Raw genomic sequence first — 18882 nt, forward strand, 5'->3', positions numbered from 1 at the left:
AAAACATGAATGATTATTCATTCAATCAATCAAGGAGTGAACTATATGTTGGACGAGTTCGGAATTAAAAAAGTGAAGATAAGTCTTCCATTTCGATTAGATCATGTTAATTGTTTTTTTGCTGAAGGGAATGATGGATACGTCATTATAGATACTGGTTTAAATGATCACGCTGCACAGAAAACGTGGAAGCCTCTTATTCAAAATAACAAAATAGAGTCGATACTATTAACACATTTACATCCAGATCATTGTGGTTATGCTGGAAAATTACAAGAAATAACCCGATCGGCTGTATATATGAGTGAACGGGATGCTATCGCTTTAAACCGTATATGGACGGAAGAAGCCATACCTAAATTAGTAGACGATTATCATCGAGCAGATATTGATAAGACAATTACTAAAGAAATTGTTGGGGCAACAAAAAACTCTCTCCCATTTGTTACTCCGCTTCCTACCATAAATCACTATTTAACTGAAGGTGAAAAAATAAAGTTTGGTAAATACGAATACGAAATACTTTTTACTCCCGGACACTCAGAAGGGCTAATCTGCCTTTATAATCGTGATAAACATTTATTATTCTCTACAGATCATATATTACCTAAAATTACTCCCAATATTTCTTACTGGTTTTATGGAGAAGAGAATCCATTATTGTCCTATGAGCATTCACTGAATAAAATAAAACAGTTAGACATCGACTATGTTATTCCTTCTCACGGTGAGCCATTTACAAATGTAAATAGAAGAATAGAAGAAATTTGGAAACATCATGTGCAGAATTTTGAAGTAATATTAGACGCAATCAAAGACAGTAGAACAATATTTGATGTATGTAAGATTTTATTCCCACGAGATTTAACAACATATGATTACCAGTTTGCGATCGGTGAAACGATCGCGCATCTTAATTATTTAAGGTTAAAAGGGGAATGTCGTCGAGAATTGGTAGCGGGGAAATGGATGTATAAGAGAGAGAATTAGAGAATATATAATTTCTAGGCATTATTACTCAAATATATTGAAAAAAAGATTGTCTTTTAATGTGAAATTGAATATGATATAATTTGTGGGAACTTATGTAAATAAGGGTAAGAATACGAGGTGTAGAATGTGAGAAGATCAGACAGAAGGAAACCGAAGAGACTATGGTTGAAAATCCCATTAATCATCGTTGGAATACTAGTTTTAGGGATAGGTGGCTATGTTTTTTCTGTATATTCAAATGCGAAAAATACGGTAAATGATAAAATGCATGATCCGGTTGAAACAATTGATACGGACTTAACAAAGAAAAAGTTACAAGCAACAGAACCATTAAATGTATTGTTATTAGGAATCGATGCGGAAGAAGGACAAGCCGGTCGCTCGGACGCTATTATGGTTATGCAATTAGACCCAATTACGGATGCCTTGACAATTGTTAGTATCCCACGGGATACGAGAACAGAGATTGTCGGAAAAGGAATTCAGGATAAAATTAACCATGCCTATGCGTTTGGTGGGACAGATATGTCAGTTGCAACAGTGGAAAATCTGCTTGATATTGAAATAGATTACTATGTAAGTATCAATATGGATGGGTTAGTAGAATTAGTTGATGAATTAGGTACAATTACAGTAAGTAATGATGTAGAATGGTCAGATAGTAAGTATGATTTCCCAGAAGGCATTGTTGAAATGGATGGAGATAAAACAATGGCATACGTTAGAATGCGTAAAAAAGACCCAATGGGAGATTTTGGACGGACTCAACGTCAACGAAAAGTAATTGAAGGAATTCTTAATGAAGGTGCGTCTGTAGGATCTGTACCTAAATTTAGTGGAATGATGGGTATTTTAGGTTCTAATATGTCAACGAACATGGATTTTGACGATATGAAAAAATTATTCAGCGGATATAAAGATACGCGTAGAAATATCTCTGAGCATATGATGGCAGGAACTGGCGAGAAAATCGACGGTATTTATTATTTAATCGTTCCAGATGAAGAAATACAAAAAGCTCACGATTTATTAACAAATTAATGATATAAATAGCCTATAATTGAGGTTCCTCAATTATAGGCTTTTTTATTATTTTCTTATAATTACTTGAATAACATGGCCGATACCGGTATGACGATATCCTTCCTCACGGGTTACTTCACCATAATAAAAGTGGATACATGTATATGGAGCAATCCATTGTAACATGTCAGCAGGATTATACAAAAAAGGTTCTTTTCCCGGTCCGCCAGTATCATAGTTTAATTGCTGTTTTGAATACACCTCCAACATTACATAACCTTCTGACGAGACGGAGTTGATTATATTCTTAATAAAAAATTCCTGATCGCGATGCTCTACATGACCAAATACCATAATTGCTCCGTCGTATTTACCTGTTTGAGTTTTCATTTTTGTTAAGTCGCTTTCTTTTGTTTTAACCGAAACACCATTTTCTTTTGCAAGAATTGTTGTGTTTTGTAGCCCAATAGGGGAAATATCATAGGTGGTAACGGAGTGGCCCAGTTTTGCCAAATATATAGCATTTCTGCCTTCTCCTTCAGCAAAACAGGCAATGGAAGAGTTGGCAGGAAAAATTCCACTCTTCTCCTTAATAAAATTATTTACTTTTTTTCCGTAAGTAAAAGGGTGTTGAGAGAATTGAGAATCCCATTTTTCTTTTATCACACGAACCAACTCCAAGTTAATTAATTCCGTTTAAATTTACTTTGTTTTTTCCGGCTTTGTAATTGTTTCAATAAGAGAGCTGAAGCCATGGTTTCATTACCTGTTGCTACTTCATCAATTGCTAAAATGGTGTATCCAGCATCCTTATAATCGAGTTTAAACCATGTGCCTACTTCACTTCCAGCAGGTAAGTCATATTCAGCAATAGTAAACTCATCTCCTTTTTCTTCCACTAGAATTACAGCGACTCCATCTTCTATTCGGTCTAAGACACCTTTCATATTAATTACCTCCTAGGCAAGCTTTGCCTTGCTGTTTAATATCTTTAAGTCGAGCCTCACCAATTCCATCTATTTTAGTTAGTTCGTCGATCGATTGAAATGGTCGTAGAGTAATTAATTCGTCTGCACGTGCTTCTCCTATTTGTGTTATTTCCATTAGTTCATTCTTAGAAGCTGTATTAATATCTATGCAGCCTGCAGTATTCTCTTCCATTTCGACAGTGTCATTTTTATTCGGTTCTATTTTCGTAGTATCTTCATGTCCTTTTTTTACTATACCCTCTTTATCTGTAAGTACTTCATAATCTTTACCATCTGTTTGGACGGTAATTGTGCCGTTTACGTCTGTTCCGTATAGAGTAATACCTGTATCTTTAAATAGCTGAACGACTTCTTGGTGGGGGTGACCATAAGAATTGTCGGTACCTGCACTATAGATGGCATACGTTGGACTAACCGCTTCAATAAAAGAAGAGTCGCTCGATGTATTTGAGCCATGATGACCAACGTGTAAGAAATCTGCTTGAATATGATCAGGATAATTAAGCATCGATAATTCCTGTTCCTTATAAGCATCACCTGTAAATAAGAACGAAATCTGTCCAAACGTCATATTAATTGATAAAGAGTCCTCGTTTAATCCTCCTGAAAGTTTTGCAGGATGCAACACGTATAATTCTAATGGTCCAATATCGTATAGGTCTCCTGCAGTTGGCTCCTCGTAGTCGGCATCACTTTGTAAGACTGCTTCCATAGCGGATTGAAAAACCTTCGTATTTGTCGCATTCCCTGTCATCCATACTTCACCAACGTCAAAACTTTCCATTACTTTTTGCAGCTGACCAATATGGTCGGCATGGGGATGACTAATGATAACTAAATCAATATAATCTATTTTTTTATCATTTAAATACTTAGGCACTTGATTACCGAGCCAGTCACCGGTGTCATATAAAATCGTATAATTTTCTTTACCGTCAGAGAATTGAAATAAAGTTGCATCTCCTTGACCAACATCTAAATATGAAACAGTTAATGATTCACTTTTAGATAAATCTTTTTCGTTATCAGTTGACTCATCCGTTTTTTTAGATAACTTTTTCTCACTCGTTGTAGCTTCATCTGTCACTTCTTGCTGTTCTACTTGTTCATCCTGATACACTTGTTCAATATGATCACAAGCTGAAAATAAAGTGAAAGAGAAAAGCATGAGTACTAACATTAGTTTACGCATTTTTTAGCCTCAATCTCTTTAATTTTTGTATTGTTAGACTACCAAATTAATGATGAAAAAACCAGATTTTAAATTAATAAAATGGTTAAATTGTATTTTTACCTTCAAGCCTACATAAATATCATAGTGTTAACCTGTAAAATAGCGGTTAGCGAATAGCAAAAGTTTTATATTTATAGAATCAGTGAATACGTTTTAAGTAAAGTTAATTACTAGTCCTTCAGACTTATAAGTTTATTAAAGACTTATAACGTTTATAAAACTGGGGAGCCATTAAATTACCAACAAATTACTTGGATTATTATTACAGAGTTTCTAAATTATATTGAACAGAAGGCTATATTAACGTATAATATCGGTAATAGATTTAAATTTTAGAAAAATAAAATAAAAGGGGGTTAACGAGTATTCTTATACTCCACTAGACAATATTATGATAATAGGGGGAAAAAAGTTGAATAAGAAGATTCGTTTTATTGGGCTGGCCATTTTAATGATGGGTATTAGTGCACTTCTATTTGCTTGTGGTGGATCGAAGGATGAAGGCACTACTGCGGAGAAATCAGGGAATAGCGAAATTACAAAATTAGTTGCAGGAACAGATGCTACATATGCACCGATGGAATATATAGATGAGAGTGGGGAAATTGTAGGGATTAACATCGATATTGTGAAAGCGATTGCAGAAGAGTTGGGAATTGAAATTGAATTCAAAAACATTGGTTGGGAACCACTTTTCCCAGCGGTCGATAATGAAGAAGTAGACTTTGCTGTTTCTTCCATTACCATTACGGAAGAACGTGAAGAATCATATGATTTCACAGAACCTTATTATGTGGCAAATCAGCTAATATTAGTTCCCGAAGATAGTGATGTAGAGAGTTTTGCAGATTTAAAAGATAAAAAAGTATCTGCACAAATTAATACGACTGGACATATTGCTGTAAAAAAACTGCTCGGAGAAACAAGTACAAATATTGTAGCGGCAGAAACAATGCCTTTAGCAATTAGTGAAATGATTAATGGGAATGCAGATGCTTCAGTAGGCGATAATTCTACAGTGAACGAATATATTAAAAACAATCCAAACGTTGAAGTTAAAACGATAGAAGACGACGAATTTGAAAAAGAATACTATGGATTGATGGTTAAAAAAGGAAACAGTGAAGTATTGCAATTATTGAATGAAGGAATTAAAAAAATAAAAGAGAATGGAAAATTAGCTGAAATTTCAGGGTTTGAAATGGAAGAATAATAGATGATTCTGTCCGTAACCATTTGCGGACAGTATCTTTTTTACGGTGAAATTGTCTCTACACTGTAGGGATAGGGGGTGTTCATAATAGAAGCGATAAAAGAGCTGATTATGTCGATAAGGTTTGACATACTTTGGAATTATAAAGATCTTTTTATTAGAGGAATCTGGATCACATTAGGACTAACCATTGTTGGGTATACATGTGGAGTATTACTAGGCCTATTATTCGGTTTAGGACGTTTATCAAAGAAAAAGTGGGTCCATTATCCATGTAAATGGTATATTGACTTCTTCAGAGGAACACCGTTGCTCGTTCAGATTTTACTTATTCATTTAGCTGTTATTCCAACGATCTTTGGGCATTCTTTAGGCTTCTTTGTTTCAGGTGCAATAGCTCTCATGTTAAATTGTAGTGCGTACAGTGCGGAGATCTTTCGGGCAGGAATTCAATCGCTTGATAAAGGCCAAATGGAGGCAGCTCGTTCATTAGGAATGCCACATGGACTGGCAATGAAACAGATTATTTTGCCTCAAGCTTTCCGCAGAATGGTCCCACCACTTGGAAATGAACTAATTGCATTACTTAAAGATTCTTCTCTTGTTACAGTTATTGCAGCGACAGATATATTGTATGCAGCAAAAGTTGTAGCGGGTGCAAGTTTCAGAGTTTGGGAACCTTATATTTTAGCGGCAATATTGTATCTGATGTTGACTTGGGTTTGTACAAAAATAATTGCTTACGTTGAAAAACGATTTAGTACGAGCTATGTTCCGTCAAAGAGACCAAAAGCATTTTCGTTTAGTCGAACGATATCGGACGGTAGGTGATAAGAATGATAAAAGTTGAAGGGCTTGTAAAATCATATGGTGAACTGGAAGTTTTAAAAGGAATTGATTATGAAGTAAAAGAAAAAGAAGTTATTTGTGTAATTGGTGCAAGTGGTTCTGGGAAAAGTACATTTTTACGTTGTATAAATTTACTAGAAGAGATTACAGATGGATCGGTATATATTGAAGATGTAAAAGTAAACGATCCGAAAACAGATATCAATCAAATACGGACAGATGTTGGAATGGTTTTTCAACAATTTAATTTATTCCCTCATATGAATGTACTTAGTAATATTACGATTTCTCCAATCAAAATTCGTAAAATGCCAGAAAAAGAAGCAGAAGAACTTGCTTATGAACTACTTAAAAAAGTGGGGCTAAGTGATAAAGCAATGAATTATCCTGAACAATTATCAGGAGGTCAAATGCAACGAGTTGCGATTGCCAGAGCGCTTGCAATGAAACCGAAAGTGATGTTGTTTGACGAGCCGACATCAGCCCTTGACCCCGAGATGGTTAAAGAAGTACTTGATGTCATGAAACAGCTGGCAAAAGAAGGAATGACGATGATCGTTGTTACTCATGAAATGGGATTTGCGCGAGAAGTTGCGGATAGAGTAGTTTTTATCGATGGTGGATATTTGGTGGAAGAAGGAACCCCAGAAGAAATATTCAGTAATCCAAAAAACGAACGGACGAAAGCTTTTTTAGGGAAAATTTTATAATGAATTTGATCAATTTCTATTAAAAAAAGCATAAAACTTACATGACTTGAAATGTTTTGAAATGGTGAAAAGTGCCAGTTAAATACTGGATAATATAATATTCGCCATACTTTTGTGACGCATTATTGATCGTGAAAGCCTATTAAACTCTTCTGTATTATTAGAATAATCCTTTTTTTATAAAATTTCTATGTTATAATAATAAACTAAAGATTCTAGTAAAAATTACATAGGGGGCTAAACATGTATCGAAAACTATTACTTACACTATTTTTGAGTTTGTTAATAGGAGTACTTGCAGCATGCGGAGGGTCATCTGAATCAGATGCAGGAGAAACTGAAAGCGCTACCGATGACGGAGCAGAAGCAGAAAAAACAGATGGAAAGGTTTATACTGTAGCGACTGATAATGCGTATGTTCCATTTGAGTATCTAGATGAAGAGTCGGGAGATTTAGTTGGTTTTGATATTGACTTAATCACTGCATTAGCGGAAGAAGCAGGAATTGAAATTGAAATTGAAACATTAGAATTTGCTGGAATTGTCGCAGGTTTAGGTTCTGGTAAATTTGATATTGGAATTGCAGGAATGACAATTACGGAGGAAAGAAAAGAAAATATTGATTTTACGCAACCATATTATGAAGCAGGGTTGATTCTTGCAGTTACAGAAGAAAATGCAGATGAAATTCAATCAATTGATGATGTTGATGGTAAAGTTGTCGCAACACGACAAGGCTCTACAAGTCAGGAGTATTTAGAAGAAAATACGGAGGCAACTCCAGAAGCGTTTCCTGAAATCGTAGAAGCATATCAAAACGTATTAGCTGGAAGAGCTGATGCCGTTCTTTACGACTTACCAAACGTACAATATTATTCTGAAAAAGAAGCTGGCGGAAAACTTAAAACAGTAGGAGAAAAGTTAACTGGTGAAGATTACGGGATAGGTTTTCCTAAAGGTTCTGAACTTCGTGACAAGATTGATGATGCGTTAACGACAATTAAAGAAAATGGCACCTATGATGATATTTATGAAAAATGGTTTGGAGAGCGTCCAGAAGGCACGGAAAAATAATAAAACAAAAAGAAAAGCGTGATCATTTATGTCACGCTTTTCTCTCTTAAATGTAAGAAAGTGTCCTTCTAAATTCACAAGGAGCTGGATTAACATTTGTTACTAATAGTCGATAGTACTAGGTTTACAATTCTTTTTTACCTAGTGTAATAATTTATGTTTGGTGAATCGATTTTGATTTATACAATTAAAATTCGTACTAAGCCGAATGTTAAAAGACATAAATGAGGTGATAGACAACATGCAACACTTTGTAGGAGTGTTTCCCTATTTATGGGAAGGTATTAAATTAACTTTTTTAATTACAATCATTGGAGTGGCTATCGGTTTTATAATCGGAGCATTTGTTGGGTTAGGCCGCTTATCAAAAAATAAATTGATTTTCTGGATTTGTACTGTCTATGTAGAAGTAATTCGAGGGACGCCTATCCTTGTACAAATATTCTTTATTTATTTTGGGCTTTCTGATTTTGTCAATATAGATAAACTTACTGCTTCCATTCTAGCAATCTCTTTAAATGCCGGGGCATACATAGCTGAAATTGTCCGTGGTGGTGTACAATCCATTGATAAGGGACAATTTGAAGCCGGTGATTCGATTGGACTTACACGAACCCAGACAATGTGGTATATTATTTGGCCACAAGCATTTAAGCGAATGATTCCGCCGCTTGGTAACCAGTTTATTATCAGTTTGAAAGATACCTCATTATTTTCGGCTATTGCAGTCCACGAATTGCTATATCAAGGTCGTACATATGCATCTTCTACGTTTGTATCTTTTGAGCCGTATTTAATGGTTGCATTATTTTATTTGGCAATAACGATCCCGTCCAGTATTATTTTAAGACGTATTGAACGGAGGCTTGATGTGTAATGATCCAAGTAGAAGATTTACATAAATCATTTGGTGATAATGAAGTATTAAAAGGAATATCAAATACGATAAAAGAAAAAGAAGTAGTCTGTGTAATTGGACCATCAGGATCAGGGAAGAGTACTTTTTTACGTTGTTTGAATTTATTAGAGGAAGTTACATCAGGTACCATTACGATTGATGGTCAAGAAATTACGGATAAAAAAACGAATGTTCCAAAAGTCCGTTCTCAAGTTGGTATGGTGTTTCAGCATTTTAATCTGTTTCCACATAAGACCGTATTAGAAAATATTATGTTAGGTCCTCTGAAAGTAAAGAAAATCTCAAAAGAGGAAGCTGAAAAAACGGCGAGAGAATTGCTTGAAAAAGTCGGTCTTTCCGATAAAGCTGACACCTATCCGACTAGTCTGTCGGGTGGACAAAAACAACGAGTTGCAATTTCAAGAGCACTCGCAATGAGCCCAAAAGTGATGTTATTTGATGAGCCGACATCTGCACTTGATCCAGAGCTAGTTGGAGAAGTATTGGCCGTAATGAAAGATTTGGCCAAAGAGGGAATGACAATGGTTGTTGTTACCCATGAAATGGGTTTTGCAAGAGAAGTAGGTGATCGAGTAATATTCATTGATGAAGGGATTATCATGGAAGAAGGAGAACCAGTGGAAATGTTTGCAAATCCTAAAAGTGAACGGTTAAAAACATTTCTCGGACAAATCTTATAAGTTTGAAAATCATCCTCATTCGAATATCGAACGAGGATGACTTTTTGAATTTCATTATATTTTTTGTATATTTATAAATCTATAGAAAGATTCGTTTGAATGAAATTTTATAAGTAGCTTAAAAAGATACAAAATTGACTAGTTTAACTCGACTAAATCTTTTAACTTATCAACAAAATCTACGGAACGTTTTTTTAGTAGATTCTCAGAATTAAACGGCTTTAGTTTACCTACTTTTCGTTTTCTTTTTAATGCTAGGATCCGTTGTACCGATTCATCGAGATAAGATTCTGGAATTCTACCAGTTTTAACTGCTTCAATAACAGCATTAATAGCTGTAATTTGATTTTTATATGTTCGTGGAATGAAAAGCAGATTAACTCCAGCTTGAATGGCTAAAATTGCGGATTCAGCTACTTCATCTGGTGTTTCTAGTCCGTTGTATCCCTTAGCAATTACTCCATCAAAGTTTAAGTCTTCTCGTAAGACGGAATGTATAATTGAACTTGTAAATAGTGCTGGATTCTTTGCTGTAATTTCTGGTATCAACGTAGGGGAAACAAGTATTACATCTACTTCTTGTTGAATTGCTTTATAAAAAGGATAAAGATTTGAGCGAGGGTTATCCTTTTCTTCCATTAATAAGGATTCTACAGAATCATGCATCTCTCCAGGGAAATACTTCACCACAGTAGAGATATTTTCATTTTGATATCCTTGAATTGTTGCTACTCCATGCTTGGCTAGCAAATCACTATTGGAAGGGTGGAAACTATCCTTGCTTTCTTTATGTAAAGAAGGAGTCAGGTTCATGTTTATTCCTAATTCTTTTAGTTCTTCTCCTACAATTTGAGCCATTTGTTTTGTGTAAAGCCGGTTATTTACTTTACCTAATGCTGCTTGAGTTGGACCTTGAGAAACTCCTTGAGCAAAAGTATTGTTTTCGCCACCTTCTTGTTCAATAGCAATAAATAATGGCAAACCATTCTTTGCGTAAAATTGAGCATTTGTAGACAGTTGATGAATTTGTTTCGAATTTATATAGTTTCTGGATTGATAGAATAGTCCACCAACTTTATACGTTGTTAATAAATGAATTAGTTCTCCAGAAATCCTCGTATCTGGAAAGCCAACGATAAATAGTTGCCCGACTTTTTCTTCTATCGACATCTGGGTGACATTCATTTTAACAAACTCTCCTTTATAAAAAATAATCTATTAAAATGATTTACTTTTTTCATAAAAAGGCAAATCAATATAGACAATCTAGTAGATCAGCCTATAATAATTGTATAGGTTTTGTTAATGTTACTTGTTATCATATCGTATATTATCCGTATTGGCAATAAACCTTTAAGATACATATTTTAGCACAAACTGGTAAAATATTAGTTAAGAGAAATAAGAGAAACATACTAAATGAGGAGATGTGGAATGAGAATAGCAGGAATTGATATTGGGGGAACATCAATAAAATTAGGCGTTTTTAATCGTTCAGGTGACGTACTCGATTTCGTGGAATACGATACCGAAAGTGATAAAGGCGGTACATACATCATACAAAATTTAATTAAACAAATTGAGCAATTTAATCAAATAGATGCAATCGGAATTAGTACAGCAGGTCAGGTGGATCGACATAATGGAATCATCGTACAAGAATCAGCAAATATTCCTCAAACATCTGGTCTACAAATAAAAAGAATATTAGAGGATCATTTTAACGTACCGGTTAAAGTTGAAAACGATGTCAACGCGGCTGCACTAGGAGAAAATCATTTTGGAGTAGGGAAAGACTATAATGACTTCTTATTTCTAGCATATGGGACTGGAATCGGGGGAGGGATTGTTGTTAATTCAGAACTTTATTATGGAAGGAATGGATATGCAGCAGAGTTCGGACATATGATTACTCATGGTAATGGTTTATCATGTAAGTGTGGCTTAAAAGGCTGTTACGAAACATACGCCTCGACTACTTCATTACTTAGAGAAGCGCAAAAGATCGATTCAGACATCACAAATGGACGAATTATTTTTGAGAGATTTTACGAAAATGATAATCAAATTAAGGAAGTAATTGATAAATGGGTAGAGGAAATTGCAATTGGCCTAACGTCTATTATCCATATTTTTAATCCAACAACGATCGTCATCGGGGGAGGAATTATGGAACAAGAAGTTTTAGTACATATGATTTCTGAAAAAGTAAATGAGATGGTATTGGAAAGTTTTGCAGGAGTAAACATAGTAAAAGCTTCATTAGGAAATAGAGCAGGAATGTTAGGGGCAGTTTCACTCCATGTTTAAAAGAAAGGAGAAAAAGATGTCAACATCTATTTTAATTCAAGATATAACTATATATACAGAAGATGAAAAGATTGAAAATGGTTTTTTACTACTTAAAGAGGGTAAAATAGTGGAAATATCAAAGCATCCAATTTTACTCGATCAAAATAGTGAAGATTACCTCTGTATTGATGGAGAAGGATTAATTGCAATACCAGGTTTCATTGATGGTCATATCCATGGAGCTGCAGGTGCGGATACTATGGATGCAAGTGAAGAGGCATTGGACACAATTGCTACTTGCTTACCAAAAGAAGGAACAACAAGTTTTCTAGCAACAACGATGACACAATCCAATGAGAACATCGAAAAGGCATTAAGAAATATTGCTTGTTATGAAAACAAGGCTGGAAAATCAGAAGTTGTCGGGATTCATTTAGAAGGACCATTTATTAATGAAGAAAAAAAAGGAGCGCAGCCAGCCGAGTTTATACACAGCCCGAATGTGGAATTAATGAAGAAGTGGCAAGAAATTTCTGCTGGAATGATCAAAACAATTACACTTGCTCCTGAATGTGATGGAGATGGCCTCATCCCGTACTTAGAACAAAATGGGTATAATATATCAGCTGGACATTCTTCTGCTACATTTGAAGAAATCAAGCAATCAGTAAGTCAGGGTGTTGCCCAATTGACTCATTTATGTAATGCAATGACTGGGCTCCATCATCGTGATATTGGTGCTGTCGGTGCAGCTTTTTTACTGAATGAGCTAAAAGCGGAAATTATTGCGGATGAGATACATACATCGGAAGAAATGTTACAAATTATCTATAATAATATTGGTAGTGAACGACTATTATTAATTTCAGATGCTATCCGGGCAAAATCATTACCAGATGGTGCATATGAACTAGGTGGTCAGCCTGTTACCGTGTTGAATGGTCGAGCAACTTTAGAAGATGGAACATTGGCTGGTAGCATTTTAAAAATGGATGAAGCAGCAAAAAATATGCTAAAATTAGATGGTGTTACAATTAGAGACATCATTAAAATGTCTGCAGAAAACCCCGCAAAGCAAATTAATATATTTGATCAGAAGGGGAGTATAACAGTAGGGAAAGATGCTGATATACTACTTCTGGATGAAAAACTGGCTATTAAATATACGATTTGCCGAGGGATAATAGCTTACGAGGAGTGAAGGAAATGGAAATTATTAAAGTAAAAGATATGGATGAGTTAGGTCGCAAGGCAGCTGAAATTGTTGTTGATTCGATAAAAGAAATTGAAAATCCAGTACTTGGACTTGCTACGGGTTCAACTCCAGAAAAGTTATATGCAAATTTAATTGATAAATGTAAAGCTGGAGAAATTACGTTTGAACAAGCGGTCACGTTTAATTTAGATGAATATGTTGGCTTATCTAATGATGATCCACAAAGTTACCGTTATTATATGGATCACCATTTATTTAATGGGATTGATATAAAAAAGCAAAATACTCACTTATTAGATGGGGAAGCTAAAGACCTTGAAAAAGAATGTCGTTCTTTTGAGCAATTGATGAAAAAAACTGGTGAAATGGATTTGCAAATTTTAGGTCTTGGATTAAATGGTCATATCGCTTTTAATGAGCCGGGGACATCTTTTGATGCTAGAACTCATATTGTCGATTTAGATGATTCGACGATTGAAGCAAATTCTCGATTTTTTGAACACAAAGAAGATGTACCGACCCAAGCATTGACGATGGGAATTGGAACAATTATAGAAGCGAAAAAAATCTTGTTACTTGTTCAAGGAGAGAAAAAAGCTGATATTTTGAAAAAAGTCTTGTATGGAGATGTAACAGAAGAAGTGCCAGCATCTATATTACAACGGCATCCTAACGTTGTATTAGTAACTGATATCGACATATAAGATAAGGTATTTTGTCTTTAACTAGAATCCATACGCTATATGAAATGAGCAATATTATTTCTGTTAGCATATTGGATTCTTTTTTACTTTAAAATTACATATTAAGTTTTAAGCGAAATACTTATACCACCTCTTGATATTCTACTAAGAGCATATTTTTGTTATGATAATAGTAATTAAGATGAAAGTTGGGGAAAACAATGAAGTTATCAGAGTATATAGCATTTGATGGAACCGAAATTTCAAAATTAATTAATAAGAAAGAAATTACGCAAGAAGAAGTAGTAAAAGCAAGTTATACTCTTTTAGACAAGGTAAATGACCAGTTAAATGCAGTGACACATACGAGGAAGGAAAAGGTTATCAAAGAAGTATCAATTCCCGTTCCTCATTTTCCACCTCGTGAATTTAATGGAGTACCGATATTTTTAAAAGATGGATCTCAGTCAATTGCGGGTGAACCTAGTACGAGTGGTGCCAATTTATTTAAAGAGACAATTGCCTCACAGACATCAAATTTTGTGAAAAAGATTCAACAAGCAGGATTTCTTACTTTAGGCCATTCAACAACACCAGAGTTTGCGTTGAAAAATATAACGGAATCAAAACTACATGGCCCAACCCGCAATCCTTGGAATCATACATTTTCTCCAGGAGGATCAAGTGGTGGTGCAGCAGCGCTTGTTGCATCAGGCGTTGTTCCTATCGCAGGAGCCAGTGATGGAGGTGGCTCTATTCGCATTCCTGCTTCTTTTACCGGTTTATTTGGATTAAAACCGACGAGAGGAAGAACACCAGTAGGACCAGGCGTAGGTCGTCAATGGCATGGAGCTGCAATTGATTTTGTTTTATCAAAGACAGTTCGTGATAGTGCCAAACTATTAACCATTATGCAGACAGTTCAACAAGAAGCAGCTTTTCAAACACCATTATTTCCAGGACGTTACGAATGGGCAATGGAAGAATCATTTAAACGTCCATTAAAAATTGGGTTTACAACAGAATCACCTGTAGGGACACCAGTTTCTGATGAGGCCAAAAAAGCTGTTTATAAAGTCATTACATGGTTAGAAGAACAAGGACATTCAGTAGAAGAGTCGGTTCCTGATATAGATGGTGTTCAGCTAATGCGGGATTATTATTTAATGAATAGCGGAGAAATCTCAGCACTCACTAACCAGTTAGAAAAAATGAATAACGAAAAATTAACTTCAGACGATTTAGAAATCGAAACATGGCTGCTTCATGTAGCTGGTCAAAATGTTTCGGCAGCACAATTTTCTTTAAGTTTAGCCTCATGGGACAAGGCAGCTTTTAAAATGGCAAAATACCACGAAGAATATGATCTGTATATAACGCCAGCAACAGCATATCCTGCACCGAAGATAGGAGAACTTACTCATAGTAAGGAAAGAGAAGTGGAGTTGCTTGAACAAATTCAGACAGAGATTCCAGAAAAACAGCAAGAAGTCATTTATGAGATGTTTTTGCCAAGCCTGACATACACGCCATTTACACAACTAGCTAATTTAACAGGACAGCCGGCAGTCAGTGTTCCAGTTCATTTGACTGAATCTGGACTACCTTTAGGAGTACAAATAATGGCCGCTAAAGGAAACGATCATCAATTGTTACGATTAGCTTATCAACTTGAAGATACTGGACTTTGGGTTGGAATGAAAGGTAATCCTTATTTTGATTAACTCAACTTTCGCACCAATAAAGTAAGTTCAAATAGATACACGGATTGAGATCACAACTCATTAACTTAACAACTTTGATCAAGAAAAGCTTTTTTTGCATATAAAAACTGTGCAGTAACCTATGAAAATCTTAAGCGTATAACTCGCTACGAAAATACACTGCGCTTTCCGTGGGCGGCTGTTGAGCCTTCTTCGTGCTACGCACTTCGTAGTCTCACCGAGGCCTTTCCTCCCACAGGAGTCTCCGTGTATTTCCTTCGCTGGGTGTGAATTGTAAACAGCTCTGCACAGTTTGGTACTACTATCACAAGGGATAATTGAAGCCGGAGGGCAGTCGACTCCTGTGGGAAAAGCACGAGTCTGAAGACCCCACAGGAAGCGGTCTTTGCTTCCGAGGAGGCTAAAGCCGTGCCCACGGTAAAGGAGACACTGTAAAAGCAAACGATAGTGCAGCTTGAACAGATGTCGCGCTTATGCCTATGGTGAAAGCGAACTGCCCGAAGGCGGAAATCAACGGAGTAGTTACTAGGTTTACAAATTTTTACTAATGCACAGTTCATATCATCTTCTACGGATAAAGTCTTGGAATATAGTTGTCTGCAAATTTTCCAAGCAAACTTTAACTCAACAATGAAAATAAATACTTGTGTTTTTTATTAAAAATTATACGCATACACACGCATTAAAAGGCAAGATGAAAAACTATTTCAATTCATCATGGTATTAAATGAACATCAACATGAAAATGTCCCCGTATTTATTTTGTTACGTCATCCAATTATAACCCCGATATTGAAAGGGAGTTTGAAATATTTCCCATTTAGAACTTTATAACAGGGATATTTGCCAGCTTGTGTAAGCCGGAAAAGTCCTTTAATACTAGATTTATAGCCGATCACGATAGTTTCATTAATAAAATTTTTAATAATTTGAATAGCTTGTCATAAAATAATGGCTCTTGACATTTAAATAATCGTTGATCTATAATTTATTAATAACACCATGGGATAAACAAAAGGGTTAATGATTGTTTAATAGGTTTGAAAACGGTTTATCAGAGGTTGTTATGCATTTTTTATCGTTAATTACTTACATGGTGTAAGAAAGAGGGTGGAAAATGAGAGTTAAAGACCAAAATTTTTTAAAAATAAAGAATCAGAGTATCGTTCTTGAGTATATTATCAAAAATGGTCCGATTTCCAGAGCGGAGATTGCGAAACATATGGAGATGAGCCCTACTTCTGCTTCTCGAATTGTTGCTTCTTTACATGAAGAGCAGCTTATTAAAGAAGTGTACTTACATACGGATGACATTGGGAGAAAAGCTACGTACTTTATGGCAAATGAAGATTCTGTTATCTCAGTGGGGGTTGAAATCGATGTTGGCGTGATTCGAATAGGCTTCATGAATTTAATAGGAGAATTAATTTCTGAACATTCATTCCCATTCAATACAGATAGCTATGAAAGAGTAGCAGATTTTATCGGTCAGACTGTAAATGAATTGATTGATAGAGAAGCTATTACGAACGATCGGGTGATCGGTATTTGTATTGGTCTGCCAGGATTGATTGATAATAAAGAGGGGATCGTCGAGCTCTCGGCTCAGTTTAATTGGAAACTAGCTTCTCTGAAAAAAATCCTTGAAGAAAAATTAGATTATAAACTATTTATTGATAATGAATTGAAATTAAAAGCTTTAGCTGAATATTTGCGGACATCGATGGATTACAAGAATATCGCAATGATTGGTTTTGGTAATGGAGTTGGGTCTGCATTAATTAGTGATGGTCAGATTTATCGTGGGAAAGATAATATGTCTGGAGAGATCGGCCATATGACTTTAGACCCTTACGGAGTATATTGTCCATGCGGTAATTTCGGTTGTTTGCAAACATATATTGCTACTGACTTTTTGTTGAATGAAGCTTCCAAAACACGACCGATGAAACATATGAACGAATTAGTTCAAGCATATAACGAAGGTGAAAATTGGGCTGTAAATATTATTGATAAAGCTACCACTTATGCAGTACTTGCCATCAATAATGTTGTTTGTGCGTATAACCCTGATGCCGTTTTTTTATCTGGAAGTTTAATAGAGGACTATCCAGAAATAAGAGAAATTATTATAAAGAAACATTCCAATAGCAATTTCTTTCCTCAATCACGTTCATATGAACTGCACGTTACTGAGCTTGAAGGAAATGGAGTTATAAAAGGAGCGGCTTTAAGCGTTCTACGCCGTTTTATTAAAAACTTACATGTAAAAGGTGATGTATAAAGATGGACTACCCAATTATTGCAGAGGAACTTAGAAATGGTACACTCGAAAACGTGCATCCTGGTGCTATTTGTATAGTTAATGAAAATAAAGAAGTAATCTATGAAAAAGGAAATATAAACAATCCTATATTTTACCGATCTGCAATGAAACCTTTGCAGGCCATACCAGTTTTTACAACGGATATTTTTCAAAAATATCATCTCACGGATGAAGAAGCAGCATTATTTATGGCGTCTCAACGAGGAGAAAAATATCATGAAGACTCCTTGATAAGCTTAAAAGAAAAATTGGATGTTTCAGAAGATTGTTTAGTATGTGCTGAAAGTTATCCTTTAAATGAAACACCGAAATTGAAATATGTTCTTGCTCATAAACCGAAACGGAAGTTAATTCATAATTGTGCAGGAAAGCATTTAGGATTTCTCGGTTATGCAAAAATGAAAGGCTTAAGTCTTGAAGGTTACGAAAAGATTGACCACCCTTTACAGCAAGAAATACTAAAAGACTTGTCTCTATTGTCGGAGGTTCCGGAAGAAGAAATCAAATCAGGTGTTGATGGATGTGGGGTTCCTGTCCATGCCATTCCATTAAAAAACATGGCGATATCTTATTTGAAATTTGTGACCCCAGAACAAATAGTGGATAAGGAAATACAAGAAGCAGTGATAAAAATAGGAAAAGTGATGCATGCTCATCCAGATATTATTGCTTCTCATGATTTTATATGTAGTGTTTTATTACAGGATGAAAATATTATTGCTAAAGGAGGTGCACAAGGAGTATATTGTCTTGCTTTAAAGAAAGAAAAAATTAGTATTGCTTTAAAAGTATTGAGTGGAACTGAATTAATTTGGCCATTATTAGTTGCAGAGATTCTTAAAAAAATAAATTATCAGAATGAAGACACGATTACTAATTTACTCAAATTAAGAAACGAAACAATTCAGAATGATGGTGGAAAACAAGTTGGGGAAACGAAAATTTATTTATAGAAAA

18 protein-coding genes are annotated in these 18882 nt (G+C 35.2%); 14 read left to right on the top strand and 4 right to left on the bottom strand.

The window, feature by feature from the left end:
* Positions 1-45 precede the first annotated feature (45 nt).
* Both SPD48_RS06525 and SPD48_RS06530 read left to right on the top strand, forming a co-directional pair.
* On the top strand, positions 46-990 hold the full coding sequence (locus tag SPD48_RS06525; RefSeq protein ID WP_336257274.1) for an MBL fold metallo-hydrolase: 945 nt from the start codon (positions 46-48) through the stop codon (positions 988-990).
* Positions 991-1119: 129 nt separating this feature from the next.
* Positions 1120-2034: an LCP family glycopolymer transferase gene (locus SPD48_RS06530; RefSeq protein WP_336257275.1), complete on the top strand. Its 915-nt coding sequence runs from the start codon at positions 1120-1122 to the stop codon at positions 2032-2034.
* A 48-nt stretch (positions 2035-2082) separates the two neighbouring features.
* On the opposite strand, the gene SPD48_RS06535 is transcribed toward SPD48_RS06530, so the two are convergent.
* From SPD48_RS06535 to SPD48_RS06545, 3 genes are read right to left on the bottom strand one after another with little or no spacing between them, the layout of a single operon-like run.
* Positions 2083-2682: a class I SAM-dependent methyltransferase gene (locus tag SPD48_RS06535; protein ID WP_336257276.1), complete on the bottom strand. Its 600-nt coding sequence runs from the start codon at positions 2680-2682 to the stop codon at positions 2083-2085.
* A 20-nt stretch (positions 2683-2702) separates the two neighbouring features.
* Positions 2703-2963: a DUF3006 domain-containing protein gene (locus tag SPD48_RS06540; protein WP_336257277.1), complete on the bottom strand. Its 261-nt coding sequence runs from the start codon at positions 2961-2963 to the stop codon at positions 2703-2705.
* A gap of 1 nt (position 2964) precedes the next feature.
* Positions 2965-4197, bottom strand: a complete 1233-nt coding sequence (locus tag SPD48_RS06545; protein ID WP_336257278.1) for an MBL fold metallo-hydrolase — start codon at positions 4195-4197, stop codon at positions 2965-2967.
* 493 nt (positions 4198-4690) lie between these two features.
* Between SPD48_RS06545 and SPD48_RS06550 the strand changes: the two genes are divergently transcribed.
* From SPD48_RS06550 to SPD48_RS06575, 6 genes are all read left to right on the top strand, one after another.
* Positions 4691-5452 carry a basic amino acid ABC transporter substrate-binding protein gene (locus SPD48_RS06550; RefSeq protein ID WP_442962123.1) on the top strand — a complete coding sequence of 254 codons (762 nt, stop codon included), beginning with the start codon at positions 4691-4693 and terminating at the stop codon, positions 5450-5452.
* Between the two features lie 111 nt (positions 5453-5563).
* Positions 5564-6283 carry an amino acid ABC transporter permease gene (locus SPD48_RS06555; RefSeq protein ID WP_336257372.1) on the top strand — a complete coding sequence of 240 codons (720 nt, stop codon included), beginning with the start codon at positions 5564-5566 and terminating at the stop codon, positions 6281-6283.
* A gap of 5 nt (positions 6284-6288) precedes the next feature.
* A complete protein-coding gene (locus SPD48_RS06560; RefSeq protein ID WP_336257280.1) occupies positions 6289-7011 on the top strand; it encodes an amino acid ABC transporter ATP-binding protein in 723 nt (240 codons plus the stop codon).
* A gap of 243 nt (positions 7012-7254) precedes the next feature.
* Entirely contained in the window at positions 7255-8085 is an 831-nt protein-coding gene (locus SPD48_RS06565) for a transporter substrate-binding domain-containing protein (protein ID WP_336257281.1), read from the top strand.
* Positions 8086-8326: 241 nt separating this feature from the next.
* Positions 8327-8962, top strand: coding sequence for an amino acid ABC transporter permease (locus SPD48_RS06570; RefSeq protein WP_336257282.1), 636 nt, complete (start codon positions 8327-8329; stop codon positions 8960-8962).
* Positions 8962-9684: an amino acid ABC transporter ATP-binding protein gene (locus SPD48_RS06575; RefSeq protein WP_336257283.1), complete on the top strand. Its 723-nt coding sequence runs from the start codon at positions 8962-8964 to the stop codon at positions 9682-9684. Before SPD48_RS06570 ends, SPD48_RS06575 begins: the two co-directional genes overlap by 1 nt.
* A gap of 138 nt (positions 9685-9822) precedes the next feature.
* Here the strand turns inward: SPD48_RS06575 and SPD48_RS06580 are convergent, their stop codons facing one another.
* On the bottom strand, positions 9823-10869 hold the full coding sequence (locus tag SPD48_RS06580) for a glycoside hydrolase family 3 N-terminal domain-containing protein (protein ID WP_336257284.1): 1047 nt from the start codon (positions 10867-10869) through the stop codon (positions 9823-9825).
* Between the two features lie 249 nt (positions 10870-11118).
* On the opposite strand from SPD48_RS06580, the gene SPD48_RS06585 reads away from it, so the two are divergent.
* The 6 genes from SPD48_RS06585 (at position 11119) to SPD48_RS06610 (ending at position 18878) form a co-directional block, all read left to right on the top strand.
* On the top strand, positions 11119-11994 hold the full coding sequence (locus SPD48_RS06585) for an ROK family protein (RefSeq protein ID WP_336257285.1): 876 nt from the start codon (positions 11119-11121) through the stop codon (positions 11992-11994).
* A 16-nt stretch (positions 11995-12010) separates the two neighbouring features.
* A complete protein-coding gene (gene nagA / locus SPD48_RS06590) occupies positions 12011-13177 on the top strand; it encodes an N-acetylglucosamine-6-phosphate deacetylase (protein WP_336257286.1) in 1167 nt (388 codons plus the stop codon).
* Positions 13178-13182: 5 nt separating this feature from the next.
* The gene (gene nagB / locus SPD48_RS06595; RefSeq protein ID WP_336257287.1) at positions 13183-13896 is read left to right on the top strand and encodes a glucosamine-6-phosphate deaminase; all 714 of its coding nucleotides are present in this window, start codon (positions 13183-13185) and stop codon (positions 13894-13896) included.
* Between the two features lie 200 nt (positions 13897-14096).
* On the top strand, positions 14097-15599 hold the full coding sequence (locus SPD48_RS06600) for an amidase family protein (protein WP_336257288.1): 1503 nt from the start codon (positions 14097-14099) through the stop codon (positions 15597-15599).
* Positions 15600-16716: 1117 nt separating this feature from the next.
* Entirely contained in the window at positions 16717-17883 is a 1167-nt protein-coding gene (locus SPD48_RS06605) for an ROK family transcriptional regulator (RefSeq protein WP_336257289.1), read from the top strand.
* A gap of 2 nt (positions 17884-17885) precedes the next feature.
* On the top strand, positions 17886-18878 hold the full coding sequence (locus SPD48_RS06610; protein WP_336257290.1) for an asparaginase: 993 nt from the start codon (positions 17886-17888) through the stop codon (positions 18876-18878).
* Positions 18879-18882: the final 4 nt, after the last annotated feature.

Source organism: Pseudogracilibacillus sp. SE30717A (genome assembly GCF_037071985.1).
Classification (GTDB): Bacteria; Bacillota; Bacilli; order Bacillales; family Amphibacillaceae; genus Pseudogracilibacillus.